This is a genomic window from Steroidobacter sp., assembly GCF_036402275.1.
GTDB lineage: Bacteria > Pseudomonadota > Gammaproteobacteria > Steroidobacterales > Steroidobacteraceae > Steroidobacter.
Map to the genome: position 1 here is coordinate 43,783 of NZ_DASWTF010000017.1, position 16,705 is coordinate 60,487.

The following is a 16,705-nucleotide window of genomic DNA, read 5'->3' on the forward strand; positions in this document are numbered from 1 at the left end:
CTTACATCGGCGGAAACGGCGACACTCCAATCCACCGCACGTGCAGCCACATGGCAAAGATCACATACAACGCGAGGCCGCCGACCACGGCGATCACGTCGTTGTATTTCATCGGCGGCGGACCTGGCACCGGTCGAACCACGGCGCGGCGCTTCACCGAAATCCGATCCGCGACAGCCCAGATTAGAAAGCCGCCGAACAGCAGCAAGTCCGCGAGCATGCCGTTCGCGAGCAGGTGCGCGAAGGCCCAAGCCTTGATCGCTGCGAGCATCGGATGCTTCACGGCCGCTTTGATGCGGCCGGGCAAGTAAGCGGCGAGCAGCAAAGGAAACACCGGCAGCATCACCAGCGCAGCCAAGTGTCGAGTCCACGCAGGCGGCGCATACACCAGGATCGGATCCTGACGCGCGACGCCGTAGCCCCACACGAGCAGTACGAAACCAATGATGGACAGCACCGAGTAAATGCCTTTGTAGGCGCCCTCGCCCATCCTCGCTACGGTGCGGCTTCGAAACGTCGGCGAGAAAATCTCCACCGAGTGCACGCCAAGGAAGATCACCAAACCAAGAATGAGATAGATCATCGCGCCCCCTGCTGACCCGCGTTACGAATCGACTGCAGCGTCGCATTCGGCGTGATGGCTTCGGGATCGATGCGGATTTCGATCAGTGCGGGCTTGCCCGCGGCCATGGCCCGCTCCAGCGCCGGCGCGAACTGCTCTGTCGTCTCCACCAGCTCGCCATGCGCACCGAACGCCGTCGCGTACGCGGCGAAGTCGGGATTTACCAGGGAAGTGCCATGCACGCGTGCGGGATACTCACGTTCCTGGTGCATGCGGATGGTGCCGTACATATTGTTATTGACCACGATGATGATCACGTTGAGCTGATACTGAACGGCAGTCGCCAGCTCCTGGCCCGTCATCAGGAAACAACCGTCACCGGCGAACGCAACGACGGTGCGCTTCGGGTAGAGCGCCTTGGCCGAGATTCCGGCCGGCACGCCATAACCCATGGCGCCCGACGTCGGCGCGAGCTGCGTGCGAAAGCCGCGATACCGATGGAATCGATGCGCCCACGTCGTGTAGTTGCCCGCGCCGTTGGTGACGATAACGTCCGGCGGCATCACACGATCCAGATGCTGGATCACGTCCCACATCTGCACCTTGCCTGGAATCTCTTTCCGGCCCTGCCAGGCGCGATAATCTTCGTTCGCAGCGACGGCCTGAGCGTTCAAGTCGGCCCGCGTCAGCTTGGGCAGCGCCGCCAGCGCGTTGGACATCGCCGGCATGGTGGCATTGATCATGAGATCCGCGTGATAGAAACGTCCCAGCTCTTCCGCCTCGGGATAGATATGCACGAGCCGTTGCGCCGGCACGGGACCGGCGATCAGGCCGTAACCGCTGGTGGTGATCTCGCCGAGCCGCGCGCCCAGCACGATCAACAAATCGGAAGCTTTGATGCGCTCGGCCAGCTTGGGATTGATGCCGATGCCGACGTCGCCCGCATAGTTCGGATGTGCGTTGTCGAGCAAGTCCTGCGAGCGGAACTCACATCCAACCGGAATCTGCTGCGTCTCGGCGAAGCGTCGCAGTCGATCGCAAGCTGCTTCGTTCCAGCCGCTGCCACCTGCCAACAAGAAGGGCCGCTGCGCTTCGCTGAGCATTTGCGACAGCTTGCTCATCGATTCTGGCGAAGGCGCGGACTCGACGCGTTGCCACGGACGAGCATCGGCAACTGCAGCCGTGCCGGTCAGCACGTCTTCAGGCAACGCGAGCACCACCGGCCCCATGCGCCCGCTGGTCGCCACTTGATAAGCGCGCGCGATGAATTCGGGAATGCGATCGGTGCGATCGATCTGCGCCACCCATTTCGACATGGGACCGAACATGCGACGGTAATCGATCTCCTGAAACGCCTCGCGCTCCATGAAGTCGGTGCCCACCTGACCGATCAACAGGATCATCGGCGTGGAATCCTGGAACGCAGTGTGTACACCGATCGACGCATTGGTCGCCCCGGGTCCGCGCGTCACCAGACAGATGCCAGGCTTGCCGGTGAGCTTGCCGTACGCCTCTGCCATGTTGGCCGCGCCGTTCTCGTGGCGGCAGGTGATCAACCGGATCCGATCGCGGACTGCATACAATGCGTCCAGCACCGGCAGGTAGCTTTCGCCGGGAACGCAAAAAGCAAGCTCGGCTCCGTGCGTCAGCAGTTGATCGACGATGAGTTGTCCGCCGGTGCGGGGGGCGGGAGCCGATTGTTCAGTCATGCCGCCTATTTTAGCGCGGCTGCTTTTTACCTGCTCGCGATGGCGATTTTCAGTGCTTCGGCCAGACCGGCCTGTTCCACATGCCCCACCGTGCGACCGGCCGCTTCGATGACTTCCGGATCGGCGTTACCCATCGCGATCGGGTGACCGACGACACGCAGCGCCGAGATGTCGTTGCCAGAGTCGCCGATGTACATCACGTCTCGCATATCGATGCGATATGCAGCAGCGATTTCGCGCATCGCGCTGCCCTTGCTCACACCTTTGCGGGTCAAGCCTACGAATCGAACATTGGGCATCAGCGGTGACGTGGAGTGCGCCATTTCGAGTTCGGGCGGTGCGACGATGCGATCCGCATCTTCAGGCGAGAGCAACCACTGCGCACGCACCAGTGGCGGCGACAATGTTTCGAACGGCCGTGGCTTGAACTGCAAGCCCAGCAGTTCGGCGTGCTGACTGGCCCAAGGCGCTTCGCTTTCGACGACGTAGTCATCGTCGCCGTACAGCTCCAACACCTGTTCGGTCTCTCGAGCGTGAGAGACCAAGCCGCGCACGGAGCCTTCCGGCAATGGCGTCGAACGTGACTCGTGCGTCGCGAGATTCACGATGCTCGCGCCGTTTTGAAAGATGTGCCAGCCGTCGTCATCCAGCCGGCGTGCATATTCCGCCGCCAGACCGAACGCCGGGCGTCCCGAACACAATGCAAGATGGATCCCCGCGGCTCGCGCCTGCTCGGCGGCTTGCCACACCACCGCCGGCACTTCGCCCGAGCGGCCCACCAAGGTTCCATCGACATCGATGCCAATCAACGCAATCAACGGTGTCTTCCAAATGCGAGAACAGGTCGCGCCATACTAGCGCGACCCGTTCGCGGACGGGCAACAACCCCCGTCAGATTTGGCTCACTCTCTGTTGATCCAGGGAGTTGCGTCGTAAATCAGCAGCTCGGCCTGGTTGTCGCTCTCGGTCATGAAATATCCGCGCATCGAGCCATTGCCCATGTCGTTGGTGCGGGGCTCGAGCCAGAACGCATTGTGAGTAAGCGACAGCGTGCCCGTCGCACCGGTGCCTTCGTCGATGAAGAGGTTCACCGGCACCTGATGCTCCATGCGATTACGACGCAGGTCGACCAGATCGAGACCGCCGAACGCGACGTTGCCGCGCGGGCTCGCGTAACTCGCGACACCGCCGCACAGCATGTATTCCACGCCTTGGTAGTGGCAGTCCTGATAGTCGATGTAGAACTGCGGATTCGGCACCCAGTCGGAGGAACGGACCTTGCCCCGCTTCGACAACTCCCACGTGTAGAAACGTCGCGATCCCCAGCTCACACCGCGCAGCGTGTCGTCGTGCACGTTGTGAACGATGCCGCCGATGTGATCGTCTTCGGTGAACACCAGTTCCGCCTGCAAAGTCTTGGGATCGACGCGATAGACGTTGCTCTTGCTGTTGGGGCGATACTCTGCGACTGGCACCCACAGATGTCTGCCATCGAAGTCGATACCGCCAGGGTGATACTTACTGCCGTCGGTGAGCTCGACCTTGCCGAGCAACTGTCCCGCTGCGTCGAACTTGAACAGCCAGCCGCGACCGGCGCCCGTCGAACGATCGATGGTGAAGTCATACAACGAATCGGTCGACGCACCATTGCGCACGGTGCTCTCCAGCACTTCAACCGCCGAAACGAAGAACGTATCGCCGATCTTCACCAGCCCCTGCGTATGAAAGGTCTGGAAATTCACGGTCACCGACTGCACCGGGGTCCAGATGGTGTTCTTGCCCATCACACGGAACAGCGCCGTGGTCTTGTTGTCACGACCTTTGGACCAGCCGCGCTCGTGTTCAGTATCTCCAGCCACGGACGTAGCCATGTAGCCAGTCAGCGCGAGACCGAGCGCAACAATGGGAGCAAATTTCACGGTGCCTCCTTCCCAGGCGATACGACGAGGAAGGCCCGTTATACAGAGCCAGTTTTACCGTTTTCTTGCGTGATCAAAATGAATGATCAACGCGGCACGCCCATCAACGCCAGACCCTGAGCGACCGACGAAAACTCATCGCCGCCGACCAGCTTGTCCGCGCCGAACTTCTTCGCGAACAGCTGGCGCACGGCTGGCACGAGCGCGGTGCCGCCGGTCATGAATACTCGCGTGAGACTGGAGGGAGCGACGCCGGCGGTTCGCACTGCTTCATCCGCGACGGCCTCGATGCGCGACAGATCGTCAGCGATCCATTGCTCGAACTCAGAGCGCGTCACGGTGCGATCGATCTCGATCGGCCCGGCTTTGAAGTTGAGCTTCGCCGCATCCTGAGCAGTCAACGTCTGTTTCACTCGCGACACCGCTTGAAACAACGTGAAGCCTTCTTCGTTGCGAATGACGTGCACCAGTCCCTCGAACGCCTCCTGGTCCACAGCCGTGCGCAAGATGTCGGTGATGTGCCGCAGTGTCTGCCGGTTGTTCATCATCGACAGCTGATGCCAGCTGGAGAAGTTGGCATAGATCCACAGCGGAATCGGCAACTTCTTGCTTTCGGGCTGAAACTGCGAGCCCATGCCCAGGGCCGGGCACACCGCGTTGTAGACGATTTGATAATCGAAGCGATCGCCTGCGATGCCAATACCCGTCTGCGCCAGCGGCGTGAGCTTCGGTTGCGCGCCATCCGCGTCGACTTCGACGATGGAGAAGTCGCTGGTGCCGCCGCCCAAGTCGGCGACGAGAACCAGATGCCGGCCCTTGGCTCGGCTGGCGAAAGCATAAGCCGCCGCCTCCGGCTCGAGACCGATTCGATCCGCTTCGCGGCCGACGCCAGCAAACGCGGCCTTCAATCGTGTTTGCGCAAGCTCGTCATCGGGCGACGCGCCCGCGAACTCGATGGGCCTGCCGATGACCAGCGGCGCATCTCGCAGCAACTCGCGCGCACCGGTCGCATCGTACAGATGCTGAAGCAGTGTCCCGATCAACGACTCCAACGTGTAGGTGTGATTGAACACCTTGGTGTCGACGAACGCGCGACTGCCGAGAAACGACTTCATCGACTGCACCAGCCGCGCCGGCCCGGTGCGAGAGATATAGTCCGAGATCGCGTCCGCACCGGCGCTGCTGATCGGGCGCTCGCGAGGATTGGGCTCGGCAGGTCGGAAACAAAGGATCGAAGGCAACGCCGCGCTCTCGCCGAGGCGCGATGTGACTTTCATGACGGCGGAGCCGCCGTTCGCGCCCACCATGGCAATGACGGTATTGCTGGTGCCGAAGTCGACACCAATGGAGATAGGCTGCATGGGAGGTGGCCCGTGAAAAGGGCCGGCCATTGTAGCATGGCGTCCCAGCCGTTGTGATCGCTGGCCGAGGCCGGCACACTGCCGACGACTGTGGATGAGGCCGCCGCGATGGACGATTGGGTGCTGAATGCATTGAAGCGCTGGCCTAACGTGCCGGCGCTGTTCGACTGGCTGGGCCTGGACCGGCGCGGCCGCTGGCTCGTGCGGGGCGAAACCATCAGCCATCCACGCATCGTCGAGGTCATCAATCGCAACTACGGAGCGGACGAGCACGGTCGCTGGTACTTCCAGAACGGCCCACAGCGCGGATACATGCAACTGGAATCGACGCCGTTCATCCTGATCGTCGCCGAAGACAGCGAGCACCTGACGACTCACACCGGTCTCGCCGTCGAGCAAACTCGCTCTGCTTATATAGACGAAGAAGGCGCACTGGTGCTCGTGACCGAGCACGGCCCGGGCGAAATCGCTGGCGCGGATCTCCAGTGGGCGCTCGACCGCATGTCGATCGATGGCAACCCGGTCGATGATGACTCGCTCGCGTCGGCCCTGCAGTTGCCGTCGCACGCAGCGACGAAAATCACAATGTCGATTGGATCAACCCAGCTACCGCTGCATCGGCTGGATTTCGCAGAAGCGCCCGCGAAGTTGGGCTTCGAACGCAACCCAACTCCGCGCGAGGGTGAGAAGGTATCGACGCGAGCGATGGACTAACGCGGCCGCGCGCCCTCTTTTGCGTACTCTTCGATCAGGCGCCCATAGTCCTCGACCGGCGGGAAAGTGTCATAACTGTGCTTCGCCCCAGTAACGACTGACGGCAACCGCGCCTGCGCGTACGTCTCGATGAACGGAACAACCCACGATGCATCGTCCAGCATCGTCGGCCGCACATTGACGAACTGATCCATGCCTTCCGGACGAGTGAACATCCAGCTCTTGCAGTGCGCGCAGAAATAATGGCGCGTGGCCCCGTGCTGCCCACCGATGACCGGCTCGCCCTGCGTGACAGCGAAGCCGGGCGTTGGAATCGCCGCACTGAGCGAATACGCGCTGGCGCTCATTCGCTGACAGCCTTTGCAATGACAAGCCATGGTCAGCAGCGGCGGCGCGCTGATCCTGATTCGCACTTGTCCGCAGCGACAAGCGCCATCCCAAGGAAGTTTCCAGTCGGTCATGTTCTCAGATCCGTGGTGGTCGGCGGCAATGTAAGCTACCTCGTGCAGAAAAGCAGCGCACCGACGGAGGTTTTCACGGATTTTTCACGCGGGGACTCACCCGCCTCTCACGACGAACAGGCACTGTCGTGGGTCTGAAGCACACATCTATGGGGAAATAAGCCATGACGAGAATCTATCTGGCCCTCGCCGGCGCGATCGCTTTGGCGAGCGCCGCTGCAAACGCTCAAACCCCGGTTCATAAACACTATCAGGAGCACGAAACCTTCGACTCCCGTTCACCGTCCGGAGCCATTGCGCCGCGATTGCAAAATGTGGGGAAACACACTTTCCCGGTGACCACCAAATCCGAGCAGGCGCAACGCTTCATCAGCCAGGGATTGAACCTCACCTACGGCTTCAATCACGCCGAAGCCGGACGCGCCTTCGCCGAGGCGGCGCGGCTGGACCCCAATGCGGCCATGGCCTACTGGGGACAAGCGCTGGTGCTCGGACCGAACATCAACGCACCGATGGCGCCGGAAGAGGAACCCAAGGCGCTCACCCATCTTCGCAAGGCTCAATCGTTGAAAGATAAGGTGTCGCAACGTGAGCGCGACTACATCGACGCCCTCGCTCTGCGCTTCACCGGCAAACCCGAAGACCGCGCCGCGGCCGATCAAGCCTATGCCGGCGCGATGCGCGTCCTGCACGAAACCTATCCGGACGATCTGGACGCCGCGACGCTGTATGCCGAAGCGGTGATGGATTTGCGTCCGTGGAACTATTGGACGCGCGACGGCCGTCCGTATGAGCAAACTCACGACATCATCGACGCGCTCGATGGCGTGCTCGCGAAGAATCCCGAGCATCCCGGCGCGCTGCATTACTGGATCCATCTGTGGGAAGCGAGTAACACGCCGGAGAAAGCCGAAGCCGCGGCTGACCGACTGTTGCCGCTCGCGCCGGCGGCCGGCCATCTGGTGCACATGCCGGGACACATCTTTCAGCGAGTCGGTCGCTATGGCGACGCCATGAAGGCCAACCAGATGGCGATCCTGGCCGACGAGGATTACATCACGCAGTGCCGAGCGCAGGGTCTGTATCCGCTGGGCTATTACCCGCACAACGTGCACTTCCTGTGGTTCGCGGCGAGCATGGCAGGCCAGAGCAAGATCGCCATCGATGCCGCCAACAAGACCGCGCAGGCGGTTCCGCCGGCAGCGCTCAAGGAACTGCCCATCCTGCAAACGTTCACGCTCACCCCGGACTATGCCTTGGTGAGGTTCGGCAAGTGGGATGAAATCCTCGCGCTGCCTGCGCCTCGCGTGGACAGCATGTTCACTCGCGGTGTTCGTCACTACGCACGCGGCATGGCGTTCATTCGCAAGAAGGACTTCGAGTCGGCGAAAAAAGAAATCGCCGGGGTGCGCCAGATCGCCAACGATCCGAAGCTGATCGAGACTCCGTCGTCGATGTCGCTGAATCTGGCCGACTCGGTGTTGCGGGTCGCGGTCGAAGTTCTGGACGGCGAGCTGGCAGCCGCGCAAGGCAATTACGACACAGCCATCGCGCATCTGGATCGCGCCGTGCGTTACCACGACAACTTGATCTACACCGAGCCCGATGATTGGCATGCGCCGGTGCGCCACGCGCTCGGCGCGGTGCTGCTCGACGCCGGCCGTCCCGCCGAGGCGGAAGCGGTCTACTGGGAAGATCTGCGGCGCAATCCCAAGAATGGCTGGGCGCTGTTCGGTTTGAACAAGGCGCTGCAAGCCCAGAACAAAGTCGAGCAGGCCAAGCTGGTCGAGGCTGACTTCAAAAAGGCCTGGGCGGATGCCGACGTTACGCTGACAGCATCGCGCTTCTGACGATGCCATCATGAGTGGCATGCGAATCTTCAAACCACTCGCGGCGCTGCTGTGGATCACCTCCGCGGCAGCGCCGGTTTACGCCGATGGCCCGGGCGCTTATCGCCCGCCGCCACGCGCCGCTCTACCGCCGACGCTTTCGGAGCAAAGCGCCATCGATGCCTACACGCTGGGCTATGCGGCGATTCAACGCGCCGATCATTCGCGAGCGCTGGCCGAAGCCTCGTCGGCTGCCGCCGAGAAAGCGGACGCCGAGCGCGCGGCACGCGACTTCTATAAGGAGTCGCTAGGCCACTTCGAAGAAGCCATCCGTCTCGACGGCTCCATGCACGAGGCGTACACGTATCTCGGCTACGCGAATCGCAGGCTGGGCAATCACGCCAAGGCGCTCGCTGCCTATGAGCAGGCATTGCGCATCTTTCCCGATTATCCGCACGCCATCGAATATCAAGGACAGGCGTTCCTGGGCATGAAGCGGCTCGACGAAGCGCGCTTCAACTATCTGCGCTTGTATGCGCTCAACAAAGGCCAGGCCGCGAAGCTGTTGGGAGCAATGCGCGAGTGGGTCGATGCGAACCGGAACGACGCCGAGTCGAACGGCTTCGCCGAGTGGGTCGCGCGTCGTTCCGAGCTCACGCGCGGCGACGTCCCCTCCTCCGGCTGGTGAGTCACGTCACACCGTGATTTCGATGCGATTGCCGTCGGGATCGAGCACGACGCTCTCGTAATAACCGTCGCCGGTGCGCCGCGGGCCATCCAGCACCGGATAACCATCGTTCTTCAAACGCTGCGTGAGCGCATCGACGCGCTCTTCCGAACCCACCGACATGGCGAAATGGGTCAGCCCCATGCGCTGCGCACCCGGCTCGAGCACGACCGGCGAGAGGGTGGTCGTCTTCATGAACTCCAACCGCGCGCCGTCGCTGAAGCTCAGGAAAACGGATTCAAATCCTTTGGTGGGATTGCGATAGCCGCTGCCCGCGACAGCGTCGAAATATCTGACGTAAAAATCTCTGACACGCGTCAGGTCGTCAGTCCAGAGAGCGAGATGTTCGATGCGCATGGTGAACGCGATTCTAACGGCAAACTGGAAAATTTTCCGTCACTTGCGCGCCAGTGTCAGGAACGCTTACAAGGCACGCGATCACTTTGTGAAGCCAGTCTATTTTCGCGTGCGAATGTGTGTGATGCGATGGATCTACACAGACGCGGCGCTCATTGAGCAGCGGCAGGCGCAAAGAGCGAAAAAACCGTTGTCGATGTGTAAAGCAAACGGACACATCGGCAGCGACTGCAGTCGGGTTTCATAACAAATTTTGAACGGGATTGAATATGGCACCGCGCATCGGCAGCTTCACACATTCATTATTGAGCCTTTCAGTCCTGGCGCTGTTGAGTGCGTGCGGCGGACCGCCGACCACGCAGAATGCGCTGCCGAGCGGCAACTCCGGCCCGCCGACGGGCACCAATCCAGGCAACCCGTCGAATCCGAATCCGGGCACGAGCAATCCCGGCACGACCAATCCCGGTACGCCTGCGCCCGAGACGCCGGCCCTCATCGGTGAAACGGCAACGGCCACCGCCAACCCCGCCGTGCTGACCACGTCGCGCACCACGGTGTACAACTTGAATTCTCCGGCGCTTGGCAGCGGCGGCTGGCAGCCCACTGCCTTGCTCGAGACGAACCCTGAGTCCGTGAGCAGCCCGCGCGTCGTGTTCGATCGCGCCGGTAACGGCTTCGCCGTGTGGACACAGGCCGCCGACATGATCGCGCGCCGATACAACGCTGCTTCCGCTTCTTGGGGCGCTCCCGTCGCACTCGATAACAGCGTCCAGCCTGCGAAGCAGGCGCGTATCGCAGTCGATCGCGCCAGCGGCAACGCCATCGCGGTCTGGACTCAGAGCGACGGCACGAACGACTCGCTGCACGCGAGCCGCTTCAACACGCTCACCAATACCTGGAGCGCCCCCGAACTGCTCGAAACCGCCGCCGGCGCGGTCGATATCTTCGAGGAGAACTCCACCGTCGCCATCAACGGCAGTCACGCCGCGGTGACGTGGCTGCAGAACGACGGCGCGAGTTTGAGTATTTACTTGTCGCGACTGGTTAACGGCAGCTGGACCGCGCCCGTGCTGGTGGAGAACAGCAACGAAGCCGCGCAACAACCCAAGGTCGCCATCGACCCCAACGGCAATGTGACGGTGGCCTGGCGTCAGCGCGATCCAGTCTCCGGCGCTCGCCGCATCAACACCCGGCGCTGGGACAACTCGACTCAAGCGTTCGGTCCGGTGATGCCGATGAATGCGGGCGGCGATCGCAACCCGCGTCTGGAGTTCGATGCCGATGGCAATGGCTTCCTGATCTGGCGCGGCGGTGGCGTGTTCACGCGCCACTTCGATGTCGCGACCGGTCAGTGGGGTTCGGAAATCGATCTGCGACATCCTGGCGCCACCTCGGATGGCGCCGATATCTCGGTCGACGAGGACGGCAATGCCATGGCCGTCTGGGTCGAGATCGACGCCGGCAACACTTATATCTATTCACGACGCTACAACGCCGCAGCCGCTTCGTGGGCCGATGCGGAACTGCTCGAAACCACGACGGGCGTGGGCGCGCCGGTGGTCAGCATGAGCGGCGACGATGCCGTGGTGTCCTGGCTTCGTCGCAACGCGGACAATCGCGAGGATGTTTACTCGATCAAGCAGACGGATGGCGTGTGGGGCACGGTCCGCCTGCTCGAAACTCGCAGCGCTTCTGGCGGAGAGCTGACTTCCACCATCAACGCCGGCGGTAATGCGGCGGTGCTGTGGACTCAGACCGACGACTCGAGTCTCTCGGTCTACGAAGCGCGTCATCTCAGCGCGAACCTGGTGGTCTCGGCGGGCGATACGTGGCAGTCCCTTGCGAACACTCTGTATGGAGTGAATGCGCCTGAAGCCGGTCTGGCGCTGCAAGCCGCCATGGGCGGCGGCGCTCTCAGCGAAGGCATGATTCTGAGCGGCTTCCCGGCCACGCTGACCGTGACGGTTTCCGTCCCGGCGTTCTATACCGTGCTCGCCACGGACACCTGGGCTCACGTCGCGAACACTGTTTATGGCGTGACCGACGCTGCAGCCATCGCAACGCTGCGAGCAGCACTCGGCAACCCGACGCTGTCCGCGGGTCTGCAGCTCGTCGTGCCGAGCTCATTCCCGTACATCACTTCCGCCAATTTCAGCGCGCCGCTGGACTGGAGCCGGGTCAACACGACGGCAACCGAGTACTACTCGCTCGACTCCAGTCTGCTCACTGTGCCGTTGAACGACTGGTCGGCGCCGCAGGCGCTCGAATCGAGTGACGACGCTGCGAGCGGCCCTCGCGTCGCGTTCGACGCTGCCGGCAACGGCATCGCCGTGTGGGCGCTCGGAGACGATGTCGTCGCGCGTCGCTATACCCCCGCCTCGGGCTGGGGCGCGCCGACTGTGCTCGACACGAACACCAACGCTGCTCTTCTGCCGCGCCTGGCAATCGATCGCACGACTGGCGACGCCGTCGTGTCGTGGATCCAGAGTGACGGCGCCGCCGACTCGATGTATGTCAGCAGCTTCGATGCCAGCAGCAACACCTGGACCGCGGCACTGCTGCTCGAGAACGACAACGATCCCCTCAACACCATCTGGAGCCCGGCGGTGTCGATCCGCGGCGAGCATGCCGTCGCTGTGTGGTTGCAGTACGAGGGCACGACTGACCATGTGTATGAGTCGCGTCTGGTCGCTGGCACGTGGACGGCGCCGGTCCGTATCGATACTGGCACCGAGATCTGCATGCAGATCGAGGCCGCCATCGATGCGAACGGCAACGCGACGGCTTCGTGGCGACAGCTGGATCCGTCCACCGGCTTCCATATCAACACTCGCCGCTGGGACAACACGGCATTGGCGTACGGTCCGGTGATGCGGATGAACGCCGCCGGCGACCGTCAAGGCAAGCTGGGTATGGATGCGGAAGGCAATGCCGTCCTGTTGTGGCGTGGCCATGGCGTGCAGGTGCGCCACTACGATGTCACGACGGGTCAGTGGAGTGCGCAGCAGGATCTGGCCACTCAGCCCCAGGCGAGCACCGCCGAATTGTCGGTCGCTCCTTCGGGCGATGCGCTGGCTGCCTGGCCGGAAAGTGTCGGTGGCGTGAGCACGATCTACGCGAGCTACTACGATGCCGCCGCCGGCACGTGGAGCGCAGCGACGGCGATCGCGAACAACATGACCGCCGTCAAGATCAGCGTCTCGCTGGTCGGCGACAGCGGCGTGGTCGGCTGGGTGAGCAGCGATGGCGGAGGCAACGGCCAGGACGCGTATGCGGTCCGCTTGCAGGATGGCGTGTGGGGTGCGGCGACGCTGCTCGAAACCATGCCCAATCCCGCATCGGAAATCAGCGCGGCCATTGCTGCCGGTAACAATGCCACGGTGGTTTGGGCGCAAGTCGACGATGCCGCGCCGTCCATCTTCAAGGCCGATTCGAACAGCACGCCGTACTACGTCGTACCTGCCGGCGCCACCTGGCGGTCGCTAGCCGCCACCCTGTACGGAGTAGACTCTGACGACGCGGCCGAGGCGCTGGCAACAGCCATGGGGAATCCGACGCTGACGACCGGCATGCACCTGGAGGCGCCACCGGCGACGCTGGTGCTGACACCGGACGTGCCGACTTATTACATCGTCCAGAGCGGCGACACGTGGCAGAGCATCACGCTCGCATTGTATGGAACGAATCGCACCGAAGCGTCCACGGCGCTGTGGAATTACGTAGGCCGTCCGACGCTGACGGTCGGTCAATCCCTGGCGATCCCAAGCCAACTGGATTACACGATAATAGAAGAATAAGAAACGTAACGAGGGCGAACCGAAACTACGCCCCGCCGCAAGGCGGGGCGATTTTTTTGGTTATCCCGGACTCGAATATGTATCAATTGCCCGCTTGCGCCTGTTTCCACTCGCGGGGCGTCAAGCCGCTTTGTACTTTGAATGCGCGCGACAGCGCAGCCTCGCTGCCGTAGCCCACTTCCACGGCAATCATCTTGAGAGACCGTCCCTGCCGCAGCGCCTGCTGCGCCAGACTCACGCGCCAGTTCTGAAGGTATGCACCCGGCGTGAGGCCCACGGTTTCGCGAAACGCGTTGGCGAACACGCTGCGGGACATGCTCGCGGTTTCCGCGAGCTCATCCAGCGACCATTCGTGCGCGGGTTTCTCGTGCATGGCCACCAGCGCGTGCCGCAACTTGGGGTGGGACATGCCCGCGAGCATGCCGCTGCGAATCTGCCCGCTTTCCATCAAATGACGCAGCACCTGGATCAGCACGACCTCGAACAGGCGATTGACCAGGGCCCGTCGCCCGCAGCGCTGGTTGAATGCCTCGTCGAACAGCAGCGACAGCACGCCTTCCGCACCTTCGATTTCGGCCAGGGGCACGCAGATGACCGGCGGCAACGCGGCGGCGACCGGGTTCGCCACGCCGCCGTCGAAATGTAGATTCGCGCAGGCCAGGTCGGCGCCGCGCGTCGCATCGGTGATGAACCGATGCTTCAACGGCCGCGGATACAGCAGCAAGCTCGGGTTCGTGACGTGCAACGGGTCTTCCCCGTCGTGGTTTACCTCGACGGGCCCGGTCTTGATGAGGTGCAGCTGTCCCGCGTCCGGAATGGACGGCACTTCGTTGAGCCCGCACAGGGCTCCCGAATGGAACATGCGGGCGTGCACCGCGAAGTGCGTCAGCAAGGACTCCAGACGATCGGGCATTCCGAGATTCCTGATCAAGTTTTCCAGATTTTAAGTGAGCTCGAGTCCGGCCGGCACGCGTAAAGTGCTCCTCACCCAATGACGCACACCAAGGAGCACGTCAAATGTCGATCGAAAAAGTCCTGTATACCGCGCAAGCTACAGCCACCGGCGGCCGTGAGGGCCGCGCCGCGTCCTCGGACGGCGTACTCAATGTCCAGCTTTCCACGCCCCGCGAGCTCGGTGGCGGCGGCGGTCCGGGCACCAATCCGGAGCAGCTGTTCGCCGCCGGTTATTCGGCCTGCTTCCTGGGCGCGTTGAAATTCGTGGCCGGTAAAGAAAAGGTCGCCCTGCCGGCGGACACCACCGTGACCGGCCGCGTAGGCATCGGCCCCGTCCCGACCGGCTTCGCCATCGAGGCCGAGCTGAAGATCAAAGCGCCGGGCCTGCCGCGTGACAAGGTGCAGGCGCTGGTCGACAAGGCGCACATCGTGTGCCCGTACTCGAACGCCACCCGGGGCAATATCGATGTGAAGTTGCTGATCGAGGAATAACTCGGCTCGGTCATTCGAGCGCGAGACCCACCCCCTGGCCCCTCCCGTGAACGGGAGGGGGAGCTTATTTTAATTTTCTCGGAAAGACGCCACTCGGCGGCAAGGCGGGGGAACTTATTCTTTTTATTTATTTGGTTTTCTCGGAAGGGCGCCGCTTGATCACAACAAGCTGGTCGTCGAGGAATAAATGCGGCTCAGTACGGCACGCTTCCGCGAAGACACTTCTTTTTGGAAAAATAAAAATAAAAAAATGAGTTCCCCCTCCCGTTCACGGGAGGGGGTCAGGGGGTGGGTCTTACGCTCGAATACCGGGTGGTGGCTAATCTTCCTTGAACATCGCCGTGTAACGACGCTGCATTTCCTCGGGCGTCACATCTTCGATATGACCGCCGAGCAGCCATTCGTGACCGAACGGATCGCGAACCGTGCCGGAACGTTCGCCGTAGAATTGATTCGTCAGAGGCCGCACGACCGTCGCGCCCGCCGCGACCGCCTGCTCGAACAACCGGTCGACGTCACTGACGTGAATGTGAATCGACACACTGGTCCCACCGATGGAGCGCGGCCCACGAATGCCGTACTCCGGATACTCATCCGACAACATGATGGTCACCGCCCCGATCTTGATCTCCGCGTGCCCGACGCGGCCGCTCGGCTCCACCAACCGGAACAACTCCTTCGCGCCGAACGCACGCGCGTAGAATTCGATGGCCGCCGCCGTGTCATGCAGACGCAGATACGCATACACGTCGTGAATGGTCAGCTCGGCGTCATTGCTCGTTTGCTTGCTCATCGCCGGATCTCCTCGCACTGGAGTTAGTGTCACACCCGGCGGGACGCGAGTCTTGAAAGTTTTTTACCCAAGTTTGTTACCCGGGGTGAGCCAACGACATGGTGGTGTTCGTTACCCACGGCGCTCGGCCGGTAGCTCGACGGCGCCACGCCCGCCAACTCGCGAAACTCTCGCGAGAAGTGAGCTTGATCCGAATATCCCGCGGCCAACGCGACGTCCGCGAGCTTGGCATCCGCTGCAATCATGCGCTTCAACGCGCTCGAAAACCGGCGAATGCGGTAATAACGCTTCGGCGTCAATCCCACCGCCGTATGAAACAGCTCGATGAAATGACGCGGGCTATAGCCGCTGTGCTTCTGGATCTCGTCGACGCGACTCAGCTGGCCGGGGCGCAACGCATACGCCACCGCCGGATGAATCAGCAGCGGCCGGTGGATCCTGGCGATCAGCTCGGCTTCCAGCGTGCGGCAGATTTCGTGGGGATCGCGAATCGACGCCAACCGTTCGTGCAGATCGAGTCCCCGATAGCCCCACAGCTCTTCGATGGAAATATGACGATCGCGCAATTCCTGTAACGACGCGCCGAGGATGGCCGCCGCCATTCCCGGCCGGAACGAAGCACCTACGACGACACCCGCCGGCTTCGGCCCTGCCATGTAATAGCGTGACTGCGGCCCGTGAATTATCCCCCGCGTCCATGCATGCCATTCGACTCTGCTGCCGGCCTCGGCCCACTGAATTGGCGAGTCATGCAACGTAATCACCAGCTGAGCCTGGCCGGAGGGCAGCATGTGCTCGCAATCGGGCGCATGCGCCGTGCGACGACTGAGCCAGATGCAGTCGATGGCGACGTCCAGCGGCGGACCGGGACAGTATCGAATCGTCATGTCCGCTCCTTCGGCTGGAGAGTTGACGAGTCTGCCGTTATACTCCAACCATACTCAGAAGTGACTGCTCCGTCCTGGGGCCGTAGTCCTCATCCCGTTCCTAATAGGAATTGCAATCTTGCTCCGGCCGATAGCGGCGGGGA

15 protein-coding genes are annotated in these 16,705 nt (G+C 62.3%); 5 read left to right on the plus strand and 10 right to left on the minus strand.

The features are described from left to right. Position 1 precedes the first annotated feature (1 nt). The 5 genes from VGD45_RS08995 to VGD45_RS09015 form a co-directional block, all read right to left on the minus strand. Entirely contained in the window at positions 2 to 583 is a 582-nt protein-coding gene (locus VGD45_RS08995; RefSeq protein WP_331154952.1) for an NnrU family protein, read from the minus strand. Continuing rightward, positions 580 to 2,271: a thiamine pyrophosphate-binding protein gene (locus tag VGD45_RS09000; protein ID WP_331154953.1), complete on the minus strand. Its 1,692-nt coding sequence runs from the start codon at positions 2,269 to 2,271 to the stop codon at positions 580 to 582. Before VGD45_RS09000 ends, VGD45_RS08995 begins: the two co-directional genes overlap by 4 nt. 26 nt (positions 2,272 to 2,297) lie before the next feature. Continuing rightward, complete coding sequence (locus VGD45_RS09005; RefSeq protein ID WP_331154954.1) at positions 2,298 to 3,089, minus strand: Cof-type HAD-IIB family hydrolase; 792 nt, start codon at positions 3,087 to 3,089, stop codon at positions 2,298 to 2,300. Positions 3,090 to 3,173: 84 nt separating this feature from the next. Further along, positions 3,174 to 4,190, minus strand: a complete 1,017-nt coding sequence (locus VGD45_RS09010; RefSeq protein WP_331154955.1) for a DUF6454 family protein — start codon at positions 4,188 to 4,190, stop codon at positions 3,174 to 3,176. 86 nt (positions 4,191 to 4,276) lie between these two features. Beyond that, entirely contained in the window at positions 4,277 to 5,551 is a 1,275-nt protein-coding gene (locus VGD45_RS09015) for an Hsp70 family protein (protein ID WP_331154956.1), read from the minus strand. 108 nt (positions 5,552 to 5,659) lie between these two features. Between VGD45_RS09015 and VGD45_RS09020 the strand changes: the two genes are divergently transcribed. After that, positions 5,660 to 6,265, plus strand: a complete 606-nt coding sequence (locus tag VGD45_RS09020) for a DUF2946 family protein (protein ID WP_331154957.1) — start codon at positions 5,660 to 5,662, stop codon at positions 6,263 to 6,265. On the opposite strand, the gene VGD45_RS09025 is transcribed toward VGD45_RS09020, so the two are convergent. Next, the gene (locus tag VGD45_RS09025) at positions 6,262 to 6,726 is read right to left on the minus strand and encodes a GFA family protein (protein WP_331154958.1); all 465 of its coding nucleotides are present in this window, start codon (positions 6,724 to 6,726) and stop codon (positions 6,262 to 6,264) included. The two genes, VGD45_RS09020 and VGD45_RS09025, sit on opposite strands and share 4 nt — an antisense overlap. Positions 6,727 to 6,890: 164 nt before the next feature. On the opposite strand from VGD45_RS09025, the gene VGD45_RS09030 reads away from it, so the two are divergent. Further along, positions 6,891 to 8,576: a tetratricopeptide repeat protein gene (locus VGD45_RS09030; RefSeq protein ID WP_331154959.1), complete on the plus strand. Its 1,686-nt coding sequence runs from the start codon at positions 6,891 to 6,893 to the stop codon at positions 8,574 to 8,576. Positions 8,577 to 8,586: 10 nt separating this feature from the next. Continuing rightward, a complete protein-coding gene (locus tag VGD45_RS09035; protein WP_331154960.1) occupies positions 8,587 to 9,243 on the plus strand; it encodes a tetratricopeptide repeat protein in 657 nt (218 codons plus the stop codon). Positions 9,244 to 9,249: 6 nt separating this feature from the next. Here the strand turns inward: VGD45_RS09035 and VGD45_RS09040 are convergent, their stop codons facing one another. Continuing rightward, positions 9,250 to 9,639 carry a VOC family protein gene (locus tag VGD45_RS09040; RefSeq protein WP_331154961.1) on the minus strand — a complete coding sequence of 130 codons (390 nt, stop codon included), beginning with the start codon at positions 9,637 to 9,639 and terminating at the stop codon, positions 9,250 to 9,252. A 269-nt stretch (positions 9,640 to 9,908) separates the two neighbouring features. Here VGD45_RS09040 and VGD45_RS09045 point away from each other — a divergent pair, with 269 nt between their 5' ends. Then, positions 9,909 to 13,436: a LysM peptidoglycan-binding domain-containing protein gene (locus VGD45_RS09045; protein WP_331154962.1), complete on the plus strand. Its 3,528-nt coding sequence runs from the start codon at positions 9,909 to 9,911 to the stop codon at positions 13,434 to 13,436. An 82-nt stretch (positions 13,437 to 13,518) separates the two neighbouring features. Here VGD45_RS09045 and VGD45_RS09050 read toward each other — a convergent pair whose 3' ends face one another. Further along, positions 13,519 to 14,349 (minus strand): AraC family transcriptional regulator, encoded by an 831-nt coding sequence (locus tag VGD45_RS09050; protein WP_331154963.1) that lies wholly within the window; start codon positions 14,347 to 14,349, stop codon positions 13,519 to 13,521. Positions 14,350 to 14,453: 104 nt separating this feature from the next. Here VGD45_RS09050 and VGD45_RS09055 point away from each other — a divergent pair, with 104 nt between their 5' ends. Continuing rightward, on the plus strand, positions 14,454 to 14,882 hold the full coding sequence (locus VGD45_RS09055) for an organic hydroperoxide resistance protein (RefSeq protein WP_331154964.1): 429 nt from the start codon (positions 14,454 to 14,456) through the stop codon (positions 14,880 to 14,882). A gap of 319 nt (positions 14,883 to 15,201) precedes the next feature. Here the strand turns inward: VGD45_RS09055 and VGD45_RS09060 are convergent, their stop codons facing one another. Together VGD45_RS09060 and VGD45_RS09065 are read right to left on the minus strand one after the other, a co-directional pair. Beyond that, positions 15,202 to 15,675 (minus strand): VOC family protein, encoded by a 474-nt coding sequence (locus VGD45_RS09060; protein ID WP_331154965.1) that lies wholly within the window; start codon positions 15,673 to 15,675, stop codon positions 15,202 to 15,204. A 29-nt stretch (positions 15,676 to 15,704) separates the two neighbouring features. After that, positions 15,705 to 16,562: a helix-turn-helix transcriptional regulator gene (locus VGD45_RS09065; protein WP_331154966.1), complete on the minus strand. Its 858-nt coding sequence runs from the start codon at positions 16,560 to 16,562 to the stop codon at positions 15,705 to 15,707. Positions 16,563 to 16,705: the final 143 nt, after the last annotated feature.

Bases quoted from the DNA above. Each gene is read 5' to 3' on its own strand.
- VGD45_RS08995 (WP_331154952.1), bottom strand. From the start codon at position 583: ATGATCTATCTCATTCTTGGTTTGGTGATCTTCCTTGGCGTGCACTCG.
- VGD45_RS09000 (WP_331154953.1), bottom strand. From the start codon at position 2,271: ATGACTGAACAATCGGCTCCCGCCCCCCGCACCGGCGGACAACTCATC.
- VGD45_RS09015 (WP_331154956.1), bottom strand. From the start codon at position 5,551: ATGCAGCCTATCTCCATTGGTGTCGACTTCGGCACCAGCAATACCGTC.
- VGD45_RS09020 (WP_331154957.1), top strand. From the start codon at position 5,660: ATGGACGATTGGGTGCTGAATGCATTGAAGCGCTGGCCTAACGTGCCG.
- VGD45_RS09025 (WP_331154958.1), bottom strand. From the start codon at position 6,726: ATGACCGACTGGAAACTTCCTTGGGATGGCGCTTGTCGCTGCGGACAA.
- VGD45_RS09030 (WP_331154959.1), top strand. From the start codon at position 6,891: ATGACGAGAATCTATCTGGCCCTCGCCGGCGCGATCGCTTTGGCGAGC.
- VGD45_RS09035 (WP_331154960.1), top strand. From the start codon at position 8,587: ATGAGTGGCATGCGAATCTTCAAACCACTCGCGGCGCTGCTGTGGATC.
- VGD45_RS09040 (WP_331154961.1), bottom strand. From the start codon at position 9,639: ATGCGCATCGAACATCTCGCTCTCTGGACTGACGACCTGACGCGTGTC.
- VGD45_RS09045 (WP_331154962.1), top strand. From the start codon at position 9,909: ATGGCACCGCGCATCGGCAGCTTCACACATTCATTATTGAGCCTTTCA.
- VGD45_RS09050 (WP_331154963.1), bottom strand. From the start codon at position 14,349: ATGCCCGATCGTCTGGAGTCCTTGCTGACGCACTTCGCGGTGCACGCC.
- VGD45_RS09055 (WP_331154964.1), top strand. From the start codon at position 14,454: ATGTCGATCGAAAAAGTCCTGTATACCGCGCAAGCTACAGCCACCGGC.
- VGD45_RS09060 (WP_331154965.1), bottom strand. From the start codon at position 15,675: ATGAGCAAGCAAACGAGCAATGACGCCGAGCTGACCATTCACGACGTG.
- VGD45_RS09065 (WP_331154966.1), bottom strand. From the start codon at position 16,562: ATGACGATTCGATACTGTCCCGGTCCGCCGCTGGACGTCGCCATCGAC.